Origin of the sequence: Vibrio sp. J2-4 (assembly GCF_021728155.1) — a bacterium.
Lineage (GTDB): Bacteria > Pseudomonadota > Gammaproteobacteria > Enterobacterales > Vibrionaceae > Vibrio > Vibrio diabolicus.
This window is the reverse complement of the sequence record NZ_JAKKCN010000005.1, coordinates 94,241-113,824: the sequence shown is the minus strand read 5'-3', so window position 1 is coordinate 113,824 and position 19,584 is coordinate 94,241. Positions and strand designations below refer to the sequence as shown.

Sequence of the window (19,584 nt, the reverse complement as noted above, 5' to 3'; positions counted from 1 at the left end):
GCGATATTCGCGGCATTTTCTTAACAACAACATGTTCGATTAATCACGTCGACCACGGAGTTCGATTTTTTGTGTAGCAGCATCCGTTTGGATGATTACCCCGCCATAGGCCGTTTCATTCCGACCTTTCAGCGTCAGTTGAGAATCTGCGCGCTCGACGTCGACCTGATTTTTCGTAGCCATCGTCATATCAATCGTGCCCGTGTATGACCCATCGCCAGCTAATGCTATGTTTGTTGAGCAAACCATCAAACCAAGTGCGATTAATTTTTTCATACGTCACCTCTGTTTTTGTTCTTACTTTCTTTCGATGAAAAAACTGTAACAACAGAAACGTGTTCATACGAGGAAAGTCATCATTTACCAAATGGAAATCCAAACCACTAAATTAATATGACCAAGCCTATTTGCTATCCATCGTCGCCTTCAATAAACCATAAGATACGACAGCATGCTTAAATTGACCGAACTTTGTCTTTTATTCAGAAATTCAGAGATATGATTTCTCGGCAGAAGACAAATGAGACGATGTATGAGCATTAATCTGGACATTCAAAACGTATTGGTACTAAAACGGATGTATGAGTTACGTAGCGTCCGATTGGTGGCAGATTCACTCGGAAAGACATCAGGATCAATCAGCAAAAACCTGACAAAAATGAAAGCGCAGCTCGATGACCCTTTGTTCATTCAGACTAAAAATGGCTTTGAACCGACCGCTTTTGTCGAGGCGAACATGCCACATTTTGAGCAAATCCTCACCAGTATTGATTCCATCAAACCACAGAGTTTTTCACCCGCTCATTTTGACGGCTCGATCACTATTTATGCGAATACATTGTTTTGGGATTACTTTGGTGACAAGTTTTACTTAGAATTACTAAAACACGCCCCAAAAGCAAAGTTCGCTTGTTTACGTTGGGGGAGCGACGCGAAAAAGCGATTAACTGAGGGTGAAAACGCTATTGCGATTCATTATTTTGATGAGGATCTTCCGCAATCAATTATTCAAAACGAACTAGGTCGAGGAAAAGCAGTATTTTTTGTTCGAGATGAGCATCCCGCTCAACATTTCCAAGAGCTAGAAAACTACCCCTTTTTACTTTTCAAAACGCCGGGATGGAACGACTACCGATACCCGTTGTTGGAAAGGCTCAATCATATGGGGTTCAGAACCACACCTAAGGTAGAAATTGAACACCCAGCGATGATTCAAAAAGTGCTCCTACAAACGGATCATTTTGGTATAACCATGAGTGGACATGTGCCTAAGGGCTGCCGAAGTATCGCGCTTCCTGGCGGGTTAGAGCTTGATGTTCGCTACGTGATGAGCTGTCGTCGATCACAACAGCAAGCCCCGATAAACCAGTGGCTATTCAATGTCATTAAAGATATCACCCAGCCCTAACCTAAAAGTCCTAGGGTGATGACTTGTCTATGTTTTCTTAGGTACTCGATATCGTTGAGGTAAGCGGTATGATGGCAATCTTCTAGGTTCGCTTGAAACCTATCATCACCTTGAGCTGCGACCCCTCTCATATAATCAACTAACGCGGAGAGTCGATGTGTCATCACCTCCACCAGCTCTTCCCGTTCCAATCTCGAACACCCATAAGCGTCACAGAAGAGTTTTGCACGCTGAATTTGTTGCTCCAAACAGCCCATTTTATCGTGCTCATCGGTTTTAAATGGTGCCCAACCATAGACCGAAAAAGCGACATCCCAAACTCTTGGCGCCGGATGCGCCGTATCAAAATCAAACACACCAACGACAAACTCTCCACGGAGTGCCACGTTATATGGCATGAAATCACCATGACAAATCACCTCTTGTGGTGTTCGTGGTGGCAGCATCCAGTGCAGCGTTTCATTTTGATATTGCTTAAGGAAATCCTCAGATGCATCGTGCATATCGCGTAACATTTTTGCCGCAGATTGGAGCGCGGAAACAGAAGCAATGTTGCCAATCAATGGATAGTTGTAAGTCTCTCCTTCGACATAGCTAACCCACTCTTTTCCTTTTTCAATACCAACCGCTTTAGGGCATGCCGTAAAGCCTCGTGAATGAAGATAGGTAAGTAGCTGATGGATAGTCATCGTCCAATAACTGGCAGGACGAGATATCAAATTCCCTTTTCGATAGATGGCATTTTCTCTACCGCCTTGCATTGTGTCCATAACAGTATCCTGTGTGGATTAAGCGCGCATCAGATAACGTAAAGCTAGATCATCATACACTCAAAGCTTTTAGAGAAGGTTGACTGACCCTATAAGAAACCGCGCATTTTGTTAGGTAAATCGCAAGAATAAGTACCGCTGTAAAAATAGACCGTAAAACATCAAAGGCTTTGTATTAACCATTGGGCAAAGGTGTTTACGTGTGACTTTTCTGATGCTCTAACCATCATATAGTGTGCGCCGGAGCTGGGCATACGCCAATCTCCGATTTGTACTAATATCCCTTGTTGTAACTCATCCTCAACAAGAAAGTCTCTCACCAGCAATATACCAAGTTGATTGGTTGCAGCTTGAATAGCAAGCAATGAATGTTCAAATTCGGCTATCACTTTGCTCACCTTGCCTTGATAACCTTGGTACGCAAACCATACCTGCCAAGATTCATGATAACCGCCGGTGCAGATTTTAGGTGTTTGAGACAGCTTCGTGAGGTCATCAATCGGATTTAACTGAATAAAGCCGGGGCTTGCTACAACGATCCAGTTTTCTTGGGTAAGCTGAATAGCTTGTTGATCTTGCCAATCGCCATCTCCGTTAATAATTTCTATATCTGCAATCGCACTGGCGTTTGGAACCGTATTCGCGGTTGTCGAGATCTTAAAGGAAACATCTGGAAATTGACGCTGAAAATCGGCCATCCTTGGCATTAACCATTGCGAGCAAAAACTGTGGGCGACATGTAAGGTAATTTGCTTGTTCTGTGGGCGAGTAAATAAATGATGGGTCGAGGTTGATAAGGTTTGAAGCACATGGTTAACCACAGGCCAGTATTCTTTTGCTGAGCTGGTCAGCGTAAGGTGCGTACCCTTGCGCTCGAATAATGTTGCATTTAACTGCAGTTCTAGCGATTTCACCTGCTGACTGACGGCCGCACGGGTCACATTTAGCTCCTCTGCGGCTTTAGTGAAGCTCTGTAATCGCGCCGTGGCTTCAAACGCTCGGAGCAAATTAAGCGGCGGTAAACTTTGCATAACACTCTCCCAAATACCTGGCAGCCATGGTATGAACTGGTGATGACAAATTGATGAAAGTGCTGAGTTTGTTAAGCGGGATCAAAAAAGCCAGCGTGATACACGCTGGCTTTTGGAACTGTCTCTTAAGCAGGAATTATTCTGCTTTCTCAGTGGTTTGGTATTCAAACGCAGGGACAACTACTTCAACACGACGGTTCATTTGACGACCTTGACGTGTTTCGTTGCTTGCTACTGGGTTAGCTTCACCCATGCCTTTCACTGTCATACGCTCAGCCGCAATACCTTTTGCTTGGAACTCGTCAGCAACGGCTTTCGCGCGTTTTTCTGTAAGTTGCTGGTTGTACGCAGCAGAACCCGTCGTATCACTGTAACCCGTGATCTCAACTTGAGCTTGTGGGTAAGTGTTCATCAGATCAACGGTACCAGAAAGGGTCGATGCATCTTTCACTTCTGCACTTTCTAGGTCGAATTGTACTGTCGCTGTTGTTTGAGCAGGGTAAACATGCTCAACAATACGTGTTGCAGGGCGTGTTTCTACTACTTCCTCAACCACTTCTTCTTGAACTACTGGCTCAGAGCCGAACTTGTAGTTAAAACCAATACCGAAGAAATCTGAATCCATATCTTCAATCACGTCATCAGACATATCTTGGTAACGTTGGTATTCAGCACGTAGGCTCCAGTTGTAGTTGATTTTGTACTCAGCACCTAGAGAGCCTGTTGGTACGAAATCTTTTTCGTCACCCGCCATCATGTATGCAGCACCAACTTTCGCGAATAGATTCCAAGAATCCGTTAGCGGTAGGTTGAATTTAGGAGCAAGAGTCAACGCCCAAAGATCACCGTCAACGGTGTTTAGGCCCGGCTTTTTGAAGTTTGCAGTGAAGTCACCAAGGTAATCAACACCGTACTCTGCTGCAACGTACTCGTTGAAGCTGTAGCCCAGGTGCATAGATGCTGCAAAACTGTCGTCGTCACAAGGTTCGTTTAGGTAACACGCATCATTTAGAGAGTTGTAACCTACTTTACCGCCCATGTAAGTGTCAGCAAGTGCAACGTTTGAGATCACACCACCAGCAAGTACAGTAGCCACTGCTATAGCGATTTTTTTCATTATTCTTTTCCTTTTTCTTGTACACAAAGCAACACATCGAGGCAGCATACTGCCGTAAAATATGAAGCCGTAACTTTCTCTTTTCTTCGAACAGAAATAGCTAAATAGCGTAGGAAAGAATCAAAAAATGATATTCAAACGCCAATGACGTAAAACGGAGAAAGATAACCTCAAGACCATCTATTCATGAGCTTCATCCGCATACCCAACCGAGAAATAAAGTCTCGTTGCGTTGGTTTAGCCATAGTCAATTCGTTGCGGAGAATATCACAAAATAGCCAGTTTTCTGTGACGCAAATCACCATAAAAACCCATTTTCTCAAATTTAAGAATCGACATTTAAGCCTGTGAATGGCAACAAATTTTTACAGGAGAGAATGGATATCGAAGGCATAAAAAAACAGCTCATTTAAAATGAGCTGTTTTCGAAATAATGAACAGACGTGAACTTATCGAACTAGATTTTATCCGCCACGGTAAGCGTTGCAGCTAAGACATCTTGCCCAAATAATACACTGCGTTCTGGTGACCAACCATAAAGCGGATCTGGGTGATTGTTGTTATCTTTAAATGGCATCTCGATCGTGTACGACAGGCATTTGAACTGCTCCGCGACCCAGTTTGAGCCTACCGTCAAATTCGCTTTACCCGGCTCATCTTTATCATAACCAATCTCATCTTGGAACTCAGGTGTAATAGTTAGTAGCGCTTGCTTAAATGATGCCTCTAAAGCGGCAAGATTTTCATCGTAAGAAGGAATACCTTCTGAGCCAGCGACGAAGTTGTAAGGAATTGCTTCATCACCATGGATATCTAAAAACATGTCAACACCCGTTTCCAGCATACGTTGACGAACAAGGTAGACTTCTGGACTTTTCTCCATAGACGGAGTTTGCCATTCACGATTCAAGTTCACGCCTACCGCGTTCGTACGCAAGTGGCCGCGAATACCACCGTCTGGGTTCATGTTTGGTACCACGTAAAGCACTGCTTTTTCCAGTAATGCACGCGCAACCGTGTCATTTTCATCCAGTAAACGTTGGATCATGCCTTCCATGAACCATTCAGCCATGGTTTCACCCGGATGTTGGCGTGCAATCATCCAGATTTTCTTTTTGCCTTCTTCTGGCTCACCAAACGTTAGCAAGCTCATGTCATTGCCGTCTAATGTGTGGCCTAGTGTTTCTAGTTGGCAGTGGTGCGCGCTTTGTGCCATGTGTAACAAATCTAAATGACGATCGTATGTGTAAGGTGCAAAGTACGCGAAGTAAATTGAGCTACGCTCAGGGATAACAGTGAAAGTCAGCGTGTCGCCATCGAACTCTGCTGGTATACGGAACCATTCTTCACGGTCGTAAGACGCCACGACATCGTAACCTTGCCACCCTTCTGGATAAGCCGACTTAGCCAAATCAAGCAGTTTGATCGTGTGCGACTGCTCGGCTTCGGTTTCTAGACGGAAATGGAACCACTGGTAGAATTCCGACATATTGTCATTAGGGATTTTAAGTTGGATGTCATTTTTGTCGTCCGCTTTCACTACGTGAATGCTGCCGCTATCGAAGTTGCTGAATACTTTCATTATATTACTCACCTTTTAAATCTGAGCTTGAAAGACAGAGGCTAACACAAGGCTACATCGCCCCCCAATGACTTTCACTGCAAACTGTCTCGTTTGTGGCTAAAGTCTTCAGTTTAGTCGAGCTTATCCGCTTTGCCTGCTGGTCCTGCGAGTTTCGCTAGCCATTTATCCCAAACAAACGGATGTTTCTCATTGTCTTCCGCTTCCTCTTTTCGGCGAACAGCATTTCGTACCATCATTGCTCCCAGCCAACGTATTGGTTCTGGTGGAAAATACCCAAGCGGTCCTTGCGCTAAACCACTTCGCGTCCATTCGTTATCTAGCCCTAACACCAACGACGATAAAATTTTTCCACCCATTCTAGTTTGGGCAACGCCGTTACCTGAGTAACCAAATCCGTAAAAGACATTGCTTTGCTTATCCAATTGGCCAAAGAAAGGAAAACCAGTTGCGGAGCGATCCGAACCGCCAGTCCAAGAGTACTCAAATTCAGCCCCTTTTAAGCGAGGAAAAAGGTTGTCGAATGATTTTTTTAGTAGAGTTTGATAACGCGTCGGCTTGTTAAACATCGCGTCAACTCGGTTGTTGAAAGAGAACTGATTACCGCCTTTGCCTAGCATCAAACGGCCATCTGGCGTATCTCGGTAATAATGTACGAAGATGCGTGAGTCCAAGACACTCGAACCCGCTTGCCAACCAGATTGAGACAAAGTATCACCAAGCGGTTTGGTAATACCCATATCAGAAGACACCACAACAATACTGTTTTTGAACTGCTTAAATTGCTCCACCATCCATGCATTTAATGCCAACACCACCTGCTGCGCTTGAATGTTTCCTTTAGGTGTACAGACGGTGGCAGGGCTTCCATAATCTAGACGCGTCATTGGCGTGTTCTCATAAACTTCTACACCCAGATCAATAGCAACACGGCGTAACCCTCGCGCGAGTAAGGCGGGTTGTACGTTAGCAGCAACCGGAGAGTGATAGCCTTCAATATGACGAGGTGAACCCGCATTGGCACGCAGTTCCTCCACCGAGCAACGACGCCAACTGTTCACATCTAGCCGTTGTAACTCGTCGACAACTGGCTGCATTCCACCTTTCTGAGCCTGATTGGTTGCGGTGTAATAAACCCCTTTTAACGATAATTGCGCATCGATATTGTATTGCTGACAAAAGTCGTCAATCTCCAACACCGCTTGTTCCGACTCTTTTACCAACCAAACAGCATGTTCTTCACCGAATAACCGTTTCAACGTTGGGAACTTGGTAGACCATGTCAGCATACAGCCGCCATTCGCGCCAGATGCCCCACTGCCACACAAGCCCTTTTCGATAACAACCACCTGTTTTTCAGGAGATTGCTGCTTAATCATAATCGCTGTCCAAAGTCCGGTGTAGCCACCACCGACAATAGCAACATCGGTATCAATATTTTGATGTAATGGTTGCGGCGTTTCTGGATGTTCAGCTTCAATGGCCTGTTTGAACCAGTATGAACTGTGTGTCATCGGATATCCTTGTTAGTGCGTTGCATCGTTTCTGTAAACACTTTACAAACGATGAGCACAATCAACGAGCAAGAATATCTAACGCTGAGCGATAGCAAATGTTGCGCTGAGAGAGTGGAAGTTTCCGAATACAAAAATGGGGAGCAGCGCTCCCCAAAACAAACAGCAAGGATATAAATTATCGGAAAATCGAGACCGTCTTACTGGTTAGTATTTACCAGTTTCACGCATGCGGTACTCGTATTGAACATTGAGAATAGGCTGGTATACAACTTGCCCGTCACTTTGCAAGAACTCATTCACCATGACTTTTGAGTCGGTGATAGAAAACGACTGGCGATCAACATACTCTGTAAGGCTTGTAAACTCGTCACGAAGCTGACCTGGTGATTTGCTTTGATAGTTCTGAATCATGTCACGACCCATTTCATAAGCCGCTTGTTTGCTATCCATAACATCACCATGGATCGTTTCGGTATCGTTTGTCCACTGATAACCACCAGCAAAAACAACAGAAGGTGCAGCAGTCAGAGCAATCATACTTGCTAAAGTCATTAAGCGTTTCATAAACCTCTCCTTACTTACCTTTATATCGGGCCTAAATTGGCTCGATATTTATAAGGTACGTATAAAGACCAGAAACACGTCAAAATAATTTCAAATAACGTTCAATTCTTGTTCAACTCATTTCACTTTAACTTAGCAACACGGCATCATACTCTGCCAACACGAGCATTTTTCCACCTCGTAATCACAACGTTCAAAGTGGCTTCCAAACTGACATTTCCTTACCAACCCATACAATACCTAAGGTCAATTTTCTCTTAGAATCCCAACAAAAGAACAGTGTTCAAAACCTTATATAAACGTCGGGCACAGCAAAACCTCCCCTTTTAGTAGTGCTTTGCATTTCCCCCTTTTTCGGGTTCTTCGCTGCTCGTCCGTCGGTTCTTAATTGTGGCTGTTGAGCACACGTTAATCTGGAGTGAAAATGACCGCGAACAAATCCATTTTTTACCATAGCAAATCAATTTACTCAGATGATTATGCTGATGTCTATAAGCCAATTTGGACCTACAGAGCGAAGTTCATCTTGCGCGCACTTTACTACAAACGAGCGTTTAAGCACCTGTCAGATAATATTGAATCGTCATTGCTAGAGATGCTTTGTGCACGTACGCACCGATTTTTAGAAAAGCCGTTTCGTCCCTACATCATCAAAAATAACTCAGCGTTCGATCGTTCAAACCTAGTGGTTGATCACTACAAAACCATTTCAGAGCTGTTTTCTAAACAGACCATTGAAGAGATCTATACCGATTCGACTGGCTTAACATTAGCCTCTTTTGAAATTGACGAAATACTGTACTCGGTGAGATTAGTATACGAAGCACGTTATCAAAAAGAAGGCGACATGAGCCTAGTGCTACACAGCGCGGAGGATGGCAACTTCTATACGCTCTCATTTACTCTCGGCCACATAGAGTCTGGACGCAGCATTATGATTGGCGGCTTGCAAGGGCCACGCAGCAGTGAAGAGAACAACGCGAAAATTAAAAAGTTAACTCGTAAGCTTTACGGGCAAAGACCAAAAAGCTTGATGGTGAGTTTGCTCACTTTACTCGCGCAAATTTGGGAAGTGAATACGATTCTAGCGGTAAAAACACAATCCCATACTTATGCTGCACGACGCTACAGTAAAGGACGAATCAAAACGGATTACGATGCACTCTGGCAAGAGTTGGGCGGCACCGAATACAACCGTCATTTCTACTCACTCGATGTGAATGCCCCGCGTCGTGATATCGAAGGCATGTCGCGTTCTAAGCGTTCGATGTATCGACGTCGTTACGAATGGTTAGACAATACCAAAGCGGAGTTCATGACAAGGCTACGTTAACCCAACGCAGCACATGACGCTTTGTTTTTCATTTTATGATTCGGAGTTTTTATGTCTTACAAGTACGCCGTTGCATGCTTACTGTCCGCACTTTCCTTAACGGCTCATGCACAACCAACCCAACATGTTGTTGGAGCAAATTTAGGCTACGGTAATGTTAGTTACGATGTGAACAATAGCCATGATGAAGGTGACATGTTCCTTGGTGATGTATATTACCGTTACATGTTCGATCACAACTTTGGTATTGAAGCCGGCTATAAGGGCGCATTTAACGGCATTGGCTCCGTACTTATCAGTCCCTTAACAGAAATCACCGATGTCAGTTATGGCGGACCTCGACTCAGCGGTTACGCAAGTTACCCTCTGGGAGCTGGCTTTGAGCTTTACGGGAAAGGCGGTGTCACTTACTACACGTTAAGTTATACATTTAAAAATAATGGTCAGAGCAAAGAATATGATGAGTCCAGCCTTGGAGGCGAGGCCGCCGCTGGTGTCGCTTGGGCCTATAAACACTTTGGTTTGAACTTAGAGTACAACTACGCCAAGAATAGCGATTTTGATTCTGGCGGTGTGATGTTTGGTGCACAATTGCGATTTTAAAAATTTAGCTGTGCCAAGGCACCGAATCGACATCGGTGCCTTATACCTCAAGCAGAGCTCAATGACATAATGATTCCGCTCAGGATCAACAGCACCCCGACGCCTCGCGTGAAATACCATTTTTCAGCCAACAACCACACGCCCATTAATAAACCAAATACAATGCTGATTTGTCGCAAAGCCACAACAAGGCTGACGTTATCAGTCATAGTCATCGCAAACAGCACCAAGCCGTAGGTGGATGCCATCATGATGCCAGCCATGCTCGCACTTTTGCGAATCATCCAAGCGGTTTGTAGTTCTTGCTGACTCCCCGAAACAATACACCACAATAAAACCGGTACTCCCATAACCCAAAACTGCACGCCTAGATAAAAAATCGCGCTATAGTGGTCGTTAAGAATGGTCGATGTTTGTTGAGTTAGCAGATTCAGTGCTTGCTTGTCCACAACGGAGTAACCCGTCGTGCCAAACGCCGCAATCAAGGCCCAAAACACACCAACATTCAGGTACTCCCCAAGAGTAATTTGACGAAAACTGGTCACTGGAACTAGGATACAACCTAAAGTAATAAGCAGGAAACCCAACCACTGCTGAGCATTCAACTCATAACCTAAGGCGACGGTGAGTGCGCCCACCATCATTACAGGAAGTGCTCTCGCAATCGGATAAATCACTCCCACATCGGCGTGCTTGTAGGCCACGATCAAACCAACCAAATAGACGATTTGAGATAAACCACTGATAAACAGCATTCCCCAAAACACGCTGGGCAACGTCGCCCAGCCAATGTTAAAGAGATACCAAATAAGGTAGGGCGTGAGCAGAAGGCAAGCAGATAAACTTGCCGCCATCGTAAACGCGAGCCCTGAACCAGCGTTGCTTTTACCAAGAATATTCCAGCCAGCATGCATAACCGCAGACAATACAACGAGTGCTATTGCCAAGAGATCCATTCCGTTTTCCTGTTTATGATATTTAGATACCCTCATGGTGCTTGGGTACAACAAAGGCCCCAATATGGAGCCTTTGAATTTGAGATATAAACTGCTCGCCGCCAACTAGACAGATGACCAGCAAACAGAGATTAATTCAGCTCTGCGACAGACTCGATGCTGATGGCATCATGACGCCAGTATTCGATGTCACAGTCAATCAACTCACCATGTTGGTTGTAGTTGATACGTTCAACCACCATTGCAGGCGTACCAGAAGTCGCGCGCAATGCCTGTGCCACCTCACCCAACAAAGTACTAGTCGAAATGCGGTAACGAATTTTTTGATACGTCACACCATAGTGTTCACGATAAATGTCGGTTAACGAGTTTGATAAATCATAAGACAATAAGTTGGGAAATATGTCTGGTCGAATGTAGTTCGTGACATAAACCACCGGACGCTCTTCTAGGTAACGAACGCGGTCGACACGAAATACGTCTGAAAACGGCTGAAGGTCCAACAAACGAGCGGCCAATTTATTAGCCAAGGTGCCTTTTGCGGCTATCACTTCTGTTTTTGGCACGCGATTTTGCGCTTTTGCCATGTTTGGGAAGTTCAACGTTTGGGTTGGGTCGTAACGCAATGGCTCAGGTGAGATAAACCAACCTCGGCGATCTTCGCGATAGATTCGACCTTCCGCTTCTAGCAATGATAAAGCTTCACGCAGAGTGACGCGTGTAGTATCGAACGACTCCGCCAACTTACGCTCTGCTGGCAGTTTTTGACGCGGCGATAGCATGCCCGCTTCAATCTGTTCAACAATCGAATCTTTAATTTTTACGTATTGCACGAAGTGTCCTTATCTTTTGCGCCAAGCTTGTGTGCGATTCTCTAACAATTTACCCAAAGTCATCTGAACAATCTTCGCAATTGCGGCAGCAATCATGATCATCACCGCCATTGCCGCTGCAGCGCCAGTTTGACCTGCATCGTCCATATTCAGAATCGAGACCGAAGCCGGAATCGTATCGGTTGAGTAAAGGAATACTACCGCAGAAGTGGTGGTCAATGCATTAACAAACAAGTAAGTCGCAATGTCCAAAATCGCAGGTAAACACACAGGTAATGTCACTTTAAAGAACAACTTGTATTGAGGAAGCTTCACTGATGCTGCTGTGGCTTCAATCTCCGATGGCAACTGCTTTAGCGCTGTCAGGGCTGTCATGTGACCCACGGTGTAGTAATGCACTACCGTGTTAATCACCAAGAATGCCATGGTGCCATAAAGCACGTTCAAAGGATTGTTCGCATCATTGAAGTAAAAGATGTAACCCAAGCCAAGCACCATACCCGGAACTGCCATTGGCACCACACTGAGCATTTGCATCACCTGACGAATTGGACCAAACGCACGCCCTTTCTCAATGCAGTAAGCACCGACAAAGATGATGGCTGTACCAATAACCGCTGTCCAACCTGCCAGCGTTAGCGAGTTGAAGAATGGGCTCCAACCGTAAGTGCTCATTTCGGCAAAGTTGTAGTTATTTAGCGTCAGCGCTTTGTTCCAAGGCCAGAACGTAACTAACGAGCCATACACTGCCATGCCAAGCACAGCCAACACTGCGATAGAAATGATACTGCAGTAAACCAAACAAATGCTGTCGCGCGCTTTGTTAGGTTCTGGCTGATAAGGCACTGAACGCGTGTCGAATAAGCTCTTTTGTTTTTTCTGTACCCAGCGGTCTGCACCAAATGCCATTACCGCAGGAAATAAAAGCATAATGCTGGTTACCGCCCCCATAGCAAAGTTTTGCTGTCCCACCACTTGCTTGAAGATGTCAGTTGCCAGAACGTTGTAGCTGCCACCAATCACTTTCGGCACACCAAAGTCCGTGATAACCAGTGTAAAGACGACGATAAGCGTACTGATCAAACCATATTTCGCCGCAGGTAACGTCACCATAAAGAAGGTTTTGATGGGTGAAGTTTTCAGCGCGCGGGCTGCTTCATACAAACGGGCATCAGAAGTGCGCAGCGAAGTGGTCAAAATCATCAATGCATGAGGGAAGGTCCAGAAAATCAAACCCATCGAGATACCAATCACGCCGTACACCGAGTTTCCTAACAGCATCTCTTTGGCAATGCCTTGATTACCGAAAAGGAAGATCAAACTGATCGCTGGTAACAACGAAGGCGCGAGAATCGGCGCAGTACCTAGGATTTGAAACAAACCTTTAAACGGCATACAGGAACGAGTCAGCGCGTAGGCATAACCAAACGCAAGCACACCCACTACCGAGGTCACAATCACGCCCAAAGTGAAGGTGTTGCCCACCGACACCCACAAGCTTGAAGAAGAAAAGTACGTCGCAAAGTTTGCCAATCCGACAAATTCGCCATTGGCATTTTGCACACTCTTGGTCAACATTGCCCAAAGCGGCATTAAGATGAACAGCACCATCATGGTCGACAAGCCAGCGAGCAAACCAAACAACACAAGGTTGTCGCGGCTAACACGTCCGAGTAGGGATTTTGCTTTGTCTTGTGTGGTCAGGCTATTCATCGTCATTGTCTTCGCATCCATGTTTACACCTACGCCGCTAGCGCTTTATCAACCGAGGGCACGGCGTAACCATGCAGCCCTTCTTCAGCAAACTGGATGTAACGTACATCGCCCGCTTTGATATTGAGTTTTTGAACCGTTTCCACGGGCACATCCACTACGATGGTTTTCGTTGAGCTGTCGTTTTGCAATACACAATCAATGCGGAAAAACGCCCCCAGAAACTCGGTTGCGGTAACTCGCACTGGTAAAGAGTTGGTATAGTTTTCAACAAACTTGATGCTTTCAGGACGCACCGCAAGGTCGAAGCGGTCACCACGTTGGATCTTACGATTGGTCAAGCTTGGCGCTGGCATTAAGGTTTCTGCAATGCGTACTTGGGAATCCGTTGCGACTGAGGTTTCAATAAAGTTCATGCTGCCGACAAACTCAGCGACAAAGCGCGTAGCTGGTTGCTGGTAGATCTCTTGAGGTGTGCCGACTTGCTCAATCACGCCATGGTTCATCACCACAATACGATCCGCCATCGACAACGCTTCATCCTGATCGTGCGTAACCATGATGGTGGTGATGCCGAGTTTGCGTTGCAACTTACAAATCTCGTCACGCAAGTGAACACGCACTTTTGCATCCAGCGCTGACAGCGGCTCATCCAGTAGCAGTAGACCCGGAGATAACGCCAATGCACGAGCCAAAGCAACACGTTGCTGCTGACCACCAGAAAGTTGGTTCGGGAATTTCTCGCCAGAGGTTGGAAGACCAATGGTTTCTAACCAGTAGTCCACCTTCTCTAACGCTTCTTTAGTCGACATGCCTTGGTTCTTCAAACCCACCGCAATGTTCTCTTGCACAGTTAGGTTCGGAAACAGCGCGTAAGATTGGAATACGATGCCGAAATCGCGCTTCTCTGGTGGTAGGAATGTGGTCTCTTGACCGTTTTGAAAAATCGCACCAGACGTTGGCAAGTCTAAACCTGCAATGGCACGTAGCAGAGTGGTTTTACCGCAGCCAGAAGGGCCAAGAAAACAAACGAACTCGCCCTTTTCAATCGCTAGCGAGATTTTCTTTAATGCAGTGAACTGTCCGAATTGCTTCACTACATTTTCAATATTTAGGTAATGTTGGTTAGTTGACATAACACACGCTCCAAATGGTATATACCAACTTTAGTTTTGGAGTGTTACGTTCCAATGACAAATTTATAGCCAGAAGATGACAAATAGATGAAGGGCGGGAGGTTTGTTCAAGTGGTAATTAGAGATTCCCGACTCACTCCTTCGTCGCTCTCGAGAATGACGTTGTGAGTGCGGATAGAAGCTCCCAACTTTCTTAAGTCCGTCATTCCAGCGAACCTAGGTGAGACTAGGAATCTACTTGCAGCAAACTTTGAAATAACAGAGAAAACAAAAAATCCACCTCAACCGAGGTGGATTTCAGCATTCAACTCAAAGCAAATTCAATTAAGATTTTGGCTCTGATTTCGCATCGAACTTCTCAGACCATGCTGCTAGAATCTCTGCACGCTTGCTGCCCATTTGCGCGAAGTCCATCTTCGCCATGTTCTCTTGAACGTTCGGGAAGTTAGACACGGTCGCTTTCACGTCTTTATGTGCAACCACTGGGTACATTTCTACGTAAAGCTCGTTTGCTGCTTTAGAGATTGACCAGTCGACAACACGCTTCGCTGCATCCGATTCTTTTACTAGACCAACCGCTTCTGATTCCCAGCCGATGCCTTTTGGCGTGATAACCGCCAGTGGTGCACCTTGTGTTTTCAGCTTCGCGCCGCGGCTCGCCATCGAAATACCGATAGCCACTTCACCCATACCCGCTTGAACACATGGCTTAGAACCAGAGTGCGTGTAGTGTGCAATGTTCTTGTCTAAGTCACGCATGTAGTTCCATGCCTGATCTTCACCCATGTTTTGTAGCCAAGCAGAAACTTGCATGTAGCCAGTGCCTGAAGACGCTGGGTTAGGCATTGCTATGTGACCTTTGTAAACCGGCTTTGTTAGGTCTTCCCAAGACGTTGGTTTAGGCAGATTAAGCTGTTTCGCTACCGCTTCGTTGAAACAAACTGCGTTAAAGAACGCATCGTTACCAAACCAAGCTTGGTTTGATTGAGGGTCGTTTAGGTTCGCATGCAGCTCTTCCAAACCTTTTGGTGTGTAAGGCTTAAGAAGACCTTCATCTTTAAGCAGTGCCATTGACGAGCCAGCCAGACCCCAAACCACTTCCGCTTGAGGGTTGTTCTTTTCTGCCAGCAATTTCGCCGTCATGATACCGGTTGAATCGCGAACCCACTTAATCTTGATATCTGGGTTATCTTTCTCAAACGCAGACTTGTATTTAGCAAGAATGTCAGTTTCGAAAGCGGTGTAAACCGTGACTTCCTGTGCTGCCATTGCATTCGTAGCTAGCAGAGAAACAAGTGCAGCCAGCGATCCTTTCATCAAACGGTTTTTCATCATTTTCTCCAGTTAATTTGGCTAAGTTTTAATTTGGTCTGTACCAGTTGACGATAACCACCCTACTGAGCCTTTGTGACGAAATTATGACCATTAAATGGCAGTTTTACGAAAATTCGCGCTGAATAATCGTTCAATTGATCCGCTATTTTCTGGATATTAAAGTTTTATGAAATTGGAGATTCGCCTATTTACTGCCCTTTTCTTCCTCGTTAGAGTGAACTCGAAATTTGGTGTAGACCAATTAGCCTATTCTGATGGAAATCGAGATGAAAAACGAATACCTACTACTGACTCCAGGTCCTCTATCTACTTCTGAAACGGTACGTGAAGCCATGCTTAAAGACTGGTGTACTTGGGATGATGAATACAACAAAGACATTGTAGAAGTGATCCGCACTAAGCTTGTAAAACTGGCAACTCAACAAGACGGCTACACCAGCGTACTAATGCAAGGTAGCGGCACCGCATCAGTAGAAGCGACGATTGGCAGCGCCATTGGCAAAGATGGAAAATTGTTGGTTGTCGACAACGGTGCTTACGGTGCGCGTATCGCTCAGATCGCTGATTATCTAAATATTCCATGCCATGTAGTTTCCCCAGGCGAAACATCACAGCCACACTTGAACGAGGTGGAAACTGCATTGGCATCGGATCCTACAATCACACACGTGGCGATTGTTCACTGTGAGACAACCACTGGCATGCTTAACCCAATTGAAGAATTTGCTTCTGCAGCAAAAGCGCACGGCAAAGTTGTGATTCTGGATGCCATGTCGAGCTTTGGTGGCATTCCTATCGATATCGCTGAGCTAGGCATCGATTTTATGATCAGCTCTGCAAACAAATGTATTCAAGGCGTACCGGGCTTTGGCTTTGTGATTGCAAAACAAACTGAGCTCGAAAAGTGCAAAGGTCAGGCACGTTCTTTGAGCCTTGATCTTTACGACCAATGGCACTGCATGGAAGTGAATCACGGCAAATGGCGTTTCACGTCTCCTACGCACACGGTGCGCGCTTTCTACCAAGCATTGCTAGAGCTAGAACAAGAAGGCGGCATTGAGGCTCGTCATAACCGTTACCAAACTAACCAGAAAACACTGGTTGCAGGTATGCGTTCTCTAGGTTTCGAGCCACTACTAAGTGATGATCTTCACTCGCCAATCATCACTTCTTTCTACTCTCCGACGCACAGTGATTACCAATTCAAAGCGTTCTACACACGTTTGAAAGAGCAAGGTTTTGTGATTTATCCGGGTAAGGTATCGAATGCAGATTGCTTCCGTATCGGCAACATTGGTGAAGTTTACCCAGCAGATATCGAGCGCTTAATCGGTGCGATTGAAAAAGCGATGTACTGGCAAGTTGCTTAAAGCAGCCTTCTGATTGAGAGAGCGCTATGACTCAGAATATCAAACCGACCCATTTTCGTAGTGAAGGCGATGTCAACACGACACCGGCGCGCCAAGCTTGGAATGCATCGATGGACGACGAACGCACGCAAGCATTATTGAAGCGCGATTCGGAGGTCTTTCTTCATCAAGCCATGTCGACGCCTTGCTTAGATACCTTGGAAGCAGCGGAAGGCATCTACATCCAAGATGCTACAGGCAAAAAGTACATGGACTTCCATGGCAACAACGTCCATCAGCTGGGCTACGGTCATCCGCATGTGATTAAACGTGTGCAAGAGCAAATTGCCAAACTGCCGTTTTCACCACGTCGTTTTACCAACGAGACCGCGATTGAATGTGCCGAAAAACTCACCCAAATCTGTGGCGGCGAATTGAACCGTGTGTTGTTTGCTCCGGGTGGCACATCTGCGGTTGGCATGGCACTTAAACTAGCGCGCCACATCACGGGCAACTACAAGGTGGTGTCTCTGTGGGATTCCTTCCACGGCGCATCGCTAGATGCCATTTCAGTGGGTGGCGAAGCGTGTTTCCGCCAAGGCATGGGACCATTAATGGCAGGTGTTGAGCGCATTCCACCAGCGGTGTCTTATCGTGGCGCTTTCCCAGTCGCGGACGGCAGTGATGTGCATTACGCCGATTACCTTGAATACGTGATCGAGAAAGAAGGTGGAGTGGGCGCGTTTATCGCAGAAGCGGTTCGCAATACCGACGTACAAGTGCCGAGCAAAGCCTACTGGAAACGCATCCGTGAAATCTGTGACAAACACAATGTCATGCTGATCATCGACGACATCCCTAATGGTATGGGTCGCAGCGGTGAATGGTTCACCTACCAAGCCTACGACATCGAGCCAGATATGCTCTGCATCGGTAAAGGTTTGGGCGGAGGCTTAGTGCCTATCGCAGCCATGGTAACCAAAGACAAATACAACACCGCCGAGCAAATCTCCATGGGTCACTACACTCATGAGAAAAGTCCTATCGGTTGTGCTGCAGCACTGGCAACCATGGAAGCCATTGAGCAAGACGGCTTGCTAGATAAAGCCAAAGCCGACAGCCAGTTCATGCGTGAAAAGCTGCTAGAGATGAAAGCTAAGTACCCAGTGATTGGTGATGTGCGTGGCATCGGCATGTTATGGGGCATTGAGTTGGTCACTGACCACGAAAGCAAAGCACGCGCGTATGACGAAGCGGAAGCTGTGTTGTACCAATGCCTCAACAATGGCGTGAGCTTCAAGGTATCGCAAGGCAATGTGATTCAACTCAGCCCAACGCTGATCATCACTCGCGAACAACTGACAGAAGCGTTGGCGATCTTCGAAGAAGCGATCGCCAACGTGTGTAAAGACTTTAACTACTTTTAGGGTCAATAGACCTCAACAAAAACCAATTTACCCAGAGCGCGGTTCAACGTGTAGGCAAGCGCCCTGGCAAGCAAGAAAAAGGATTGAACATGAGCAACTCACCTATTCAAGCAGTGATCTTTGACTGGGCTGGCACTATCGTCGATTTCGGCTCTTTCGCGCCAACCAGCATTTTTGTGGAAGCGTTCAAACAAGGTTTTGATTTCGATATCAACCTTGAAGAAGCGCGTGAACCAATGGGGCTTGGTAAGTGGGACCACATCCAAGCTGTGGGTCGCATCCCTGCGGTTGATAAGCGTTGGAATGAGAAGTTTGGTCGCTCAATGACCAGCGAAGACATCGACGCTATCTACGCAGCCTTTATGCCTTTGCAAAAAGCAAAAGTGGCTGACCACGCAGAACCAATCCTCAATGCGATTGAAGTTGTGAACGGTCTGAAAGACAAAGGCATCAAGATCGGTTCTTGTTCTGGTTACCCGCGTGAGGTGATGGACGTATTGATTCCAGTTGCAGCGGACTACGGCTACCAACCAGATTACGTTGTCGCGACAGACGATCTGCCCCAAGGTGGTCGCCCAGCACCATTTATGGCACTGAAAAACGTGATTGAGCTTGGTGTAACCGACGTTAAAGCATGCGTCAAAGTGGACGATTCAGCACCAGGCATCTTTGAAGGTCACAATGCGGGCATGTGGACGGTGGGTCTGCTGCTTTCTGGTAACGAAGCGGGTCTGACATTTGAAGAATACCAAGCCGCAGACGAAGCAACCTTAGAGAAAGCTCGTGAAAAAGCACGCGCGAAGTTTATCAAGAGTGCACCTCACTACTTAATCGACACCATCTCCGATCTGCCAGAGGTGATCGTAGATATCGAACAACGCCTAGCCGCGGGCGAACGTCCGTAGTTTTC

General features: G+C 46.1%; 18 protein-coding genes. 6 read left to right on the top strand and 12 right to left on the bottom strand.

Translation table 11 applies throughout. The features are described 5' to 3' along the window. Positions 1–39: 39 nt before the first annotated feature. The gene (locus tag L3V32_RS17780; RefSeq protein WP_005395322.1) at positions 40–276 is read right to left on the bottom strand and encodes a hypothetical protein; all 237 of its coding nucleotides are present in this window, start codon (positions 274–276) and stop codon (positions 40–42) included. Positions 277–532: 256 nt separating this feature from the next. Between L3V32_RS17780 and L3V32_RS17775 the strand changes: the two genes are divergently transcribed. Beyond that, complete coding sequence (locus tag L3V32_RS17775) at positions 533–1,408, top strand: LysR family transcriptional regulator (RefSeq protein WP_164665386.1); 876 nt, start codon at positions 533–535, stop codon at positions 1,406–1,408. Here L3V32_RS17775 and L3V32_RS17770 read toward each other — a convergent pair. From L3V32_RS17770 to L3V32_RS17745, 6 genes are all read right to left on the bottom strand, one after another. Beyond that, on the bottom strand, positions 1,405–2,178 hold the full coding sequence (locus L3V32_RS17770) for a phosphotransferase enzyme family protein (protein ID WP_237284823.1): 774 nt from the start codon (positions 2,176–2,178) through the stop codon (positions 1,405–1,407). The genes L3V32_RS17775 and L3V32_RS17770 overlap by 4 nt on opposite strands. A 161-nt stretch (positions 2,179–2,339) precedes the next feature. Further along, a complete protein-coding gene (locus L3V32_RS17765) occupies positions 2,340–3,209 on the bottom strand; it encodes a LysR substrate-binding domain-containing protein (RefSeq protein WP_046873851.1) in 870 nt (289 codons plus the stop codon). Positions 3,210–3,345: 136 nt separating this feature from the next. Next, positions 3,346–4,326, bottom strand: coding sequence for an OmpA family protein (locus tag L3V32_RS17760; protein ID WP_005395330.1), 981 nt, complete (start codon positions 4,324–4,326; stop codon positions 3,346–3,348). A 457-nt stretch (positions 4,327–4,783) separates the two neighbouring features. After that, positions 4,784–5,908: a M14-type cytosolic carboxypeptidase gene (locus L3V32_RS17755; protein ID WP_005395332.1), complete on the bottom strand. Its 1,125-nt coding sequence runs from the start codon at positions 5,906–5,908 to the stop codon at positions 4,784–4,786. 113 nt (positions 5,909–6,021) lie between these two features. Continuing rightward, positions 6,022–7,422 carry an FAD-dependent oxidoreductase gene (locus tag L3V32_RS17750; protein ID WP_237284822.1) on the bottom strand — a complete coding sequence of 467 codons (1,401 nt, stop codon included), beginning with the start codon at positions 7,420–7,422 and terminating at the stop codon, positions 6,022–6,024. Between the two features lie 207 nt (positions 7,423–7,629). Continuing rightward, positions 7,630–7,989, bottom strand: a complete 360-nt coding sequence (locus L3V32_RS17745) for a DUF3316 domain-containing protein (RefSeq protein ID WP_005395335.1) — start codon at positions 7,987–7,989, stop codon at positions 7,630–7,632. A 424-nt stretch (positions 7,990–8,413) separates the two neighbouring features. Between L3V32_RS17745 and L3V32_RS17740 the strand changes: the two genes are divergently transcribed. Both L3V32_RS17740 and L3V32_RS17735 read left to right on the top strand, forming a co-directional pair. Then, positions 8,414–9,322, top strand: a complete 909-nt coding sequence (locus L3V32_RS17740) for a VirK/YbjX family protein (RefSeq protein WP_237284821.1) — start codon at positions 8,414–8,416, stop codon at positions 9,320–9,322. 51 nt (positions 9,323–9,373) lie between these two features. Further along, positions 9,374–9,925 (top strand): outer membrane beta-barrel protein, encoded by a 552-nt coding sequence (locus tag L3V32_RS17735; RefSeq protein WP_139060778.1) that lies wholly within the window; start codon positions 9,374–9,376, stop codon positions 9,923–9,925. 47 nt (positions 9,926–9,972) lie between these two features. Here the strand turns inward: L3V32_RS17735 and L3V32_RS17730 are convergent, their stop codons facing one another. The 5 genes from L3V32_RS17730 to L3V32_RS17710 form a co-directional block, all read right to left on the bottom strand. Further along, positions 9,973–10,881 (bottom strand): EamA family transporter, encoded by a 909-nt coding sequence (locus tag L3V32_RS17730; protein WP_237284820.1) that lies wholly within the window; start codon positions 10,879–10,881, stop codon positions 9,973–9,975. A 131-nt stretch (positions 10,882–11,012) separates the two neighbouring features. Continuing rightward, on the bottom strand, positions 11,013–11,714 hold the full coding sequence (phnR, locus tag L3V32_RS17725) for a phosphonate utilization transcriptional regulator PhnR (protein WP_053808131.1): 702 nt from the start codon (positions 11,712–11,714) through the stop codon (positions 11,013–11,015). Positions 11,715–11,723: 9 nt separating this feature from the next. Then, positions 11,724–13,448 (bottom strand): putative 2-aminoethylphosphonate ABC transporter permease subunit, encoded by a 1,725-nt coding sequence (locus L3V32_RS17720; protein WP_193447462.1) that lies wholly within the window; start codon positions 13,446–13,448, stop codon positions 11,724–11,726. Between the two features lie 8 nt (positions 13,449–13,456). Continuing rightward, positions 13,457–14,563 (bottom strand): putative 2-aminoethylphosphonate ABC transporter ATP-binding protein, encoded by a 1,107-nt coding sequence (locus L3V32_RS17715; RefSeq protein ID WP_005432488.1) that lies wholly within the window; start codon positions 14,561–14,563, stop codon positions 13,457–13,459. A 324-nt stretch (positions 14,564–14,887) separates the two neighbouring features. After that, complete coding sequence (locus L3V32_RS17710) at positions 14,888–15,898, bottom strand: putative 2-aminoethylphosphonate ABC transporter substrate-binding protein (RefSeq protein WP_029830462.1); 1,011 nt, start codon at positions 15,896–15,898, stop codon at positions 14,888–14,890. A gap of 266 nt (positions 15,899–16,164) precedes the next feature. Here L3V32_RS17710 and phnW point away from each other — a divergent pair, with 266 nt between their 5' ends. The 3 genes from phnW to phnX all read left to right on the top strand — a co-directional run bounded on the left by phnW (position 16,165) and on the right by phnX (position 19,579). Continuing rightward, positions 16,165–17,268 (top strand): 2-aminoethylphosphonate--pyruvate transaminase, encoded by a 1,104-nt coding sequence (gene phnW, locus L3V32_RS17705; RefSeq protein ID WP_182034448.1) that lies wholly within the window; start codon positions 16,165–16,167, stop codon positions 17,266–17,268. Between the two features lie 26 nt (positions 17,269–17,294). Then, entirely contained in the window at positions 17,295–18,674 is a 1,380-nt protein-coding gene (locus tag L3V32_RS17700) for an aspartate aminotransferase family protein (RefSeq protein ID WP_237284819.1), read from the top strand. 89 nt (positions 18,675–18,763) lie between these two features. Continuing rightward, positions 18,764–19,579 (top strand): phosphonoacetaldehyde hydrolase, encoded by an 816-nt coding sequence (gene phnX / locus L3V32_RS17695; RefSeq protein WP_237284818.1) that lies wholly within the window; start codon positions 18,764–18,766, stop codon positions 19,577–19,579. Positions 19,580–19,584: the final 5 nt, after the last annotated feature.

Excerpts from the sequence above, each read along its gene's own strand:
- L3V32_RS17770 (WP_237284823.1), bottom strand. The coding sequence starts at position 2,178 with ATGGACACAATGCAAGGCGGTAGAGAAAATGCCATCTATCGAAAAGGG.
- L3V32_RS17715 (WP_005432488.1), bottom strand. The coding sequence starts at position 14,563 with ATGTCAACTAACCAACATTACCTAAATATTGAAAATGTAGTGAAGCAA.
- L3V32_RS17765 (WP_046873851.1), bottom strand. The coding sequence starts at position 3,209 with ATGCAAAGTTTACCGCCGCTTAATTTGCTCCGAGCGTTTGAAGCCACG.
- L3V32_RS17735 (WP_139060778.1), top strand. The coding sequence starts at position 9,374 with ATGTCTTACAAGTACGCCGTTGCATGCTTACTGTCCGCACTTTCCTTA.
- L3V32_RS17775 (WP_164665386.1), top strand. The coding sequence starts at position 533 with ATGAGCATTAATCTGGACATTCAAAACGTATTGGTACTAAAACGGATG.
- L3V32_RS17760 (WP_005395330.1), bottom strand. The coding sequence starts at position 4,326 with ATGAAAAAAATCGCTATAGCAGTGGCTACTGTACTTGCTGGTGGTGTG.
- phnW (WP_182034448.1), top strand. The coding sequence starts at position 16,165 with ATGAAAAACGAATACCTACTACTGACTCCAGGTCCTCTATCTACTTCT.
- L3V32_RS17700 (WP_237284819.1), top strand. The coding sequence starts at position 17,295 with ATGACTCAGAATATCAAACCGACCCATTTTCGTAGTGAAGGCGATGTC.
- L3V32_RS17780 (WP_005395322.1), bottom strand. The coding sequence starts at position 276 with ATGAAAAAATTAATCGCACTTGGTTTGATGGTTTGCTCAACAAACATA.
- L3V32_RS17710 (WP_029830462.1), bottom strand. The coding sequence starts at position 15,898 with ATGATGAAAAACCGTTTGATGAAAGGATCGCTGGCTGCACTTGTTTCT.
- L3V32_RS17740 (WP_237284821.1), top strand. The coding sequence starts at position 8,414 with ATGACCGCGAACAAATCCATTTTTTACCATAGCAAATCAATTTACTCA.
- L3V32_RS17750 (WP_237284822.1), bottom strand. The coding sequence starts at position 7,422 with ATGACACACAGTTCATACTGGTTCAAACAGGCCATTGAAGCTGAACAT.
- phnX (WP_237284818.1), top strand. The coding sequence starts at position 18,764 with ATGAGCAACTCACCTATTCAAGCAGTGATCTTTGACTGGGCTGGCACT.
- L3V32_RS17755 (WP_005395332.1), bottom strand. The coding sequence starts at position 5,908 with ATGAAAGTATTCAGCAACTTCGATAGCGGCAGCATTCACGTAGTGAAA.
- L3V32_RS17745 (WP_005395335.1), bottom strand. The coding sequence starts at position 7,989 with ATGAAACGCTTAATGACTTTAGCAAGTATGATTGCTCTGACTGCTGCA.
- L3V32_RS17730 (WP_237284820.1), bottom strand. The coding sequence starts at position 10,881 with ATGGATCTCTTGGCAATAGCACTCGTTGTATTGTCTGCGGTTATGCAT.
- L3V32_RS17720 (WP_193447462.1), bottom strand. The coding sequence starts at position 13,448 with ATGGATGCGAAGACAATGACGATGAATAGCCTGACCACACAAGACAAA.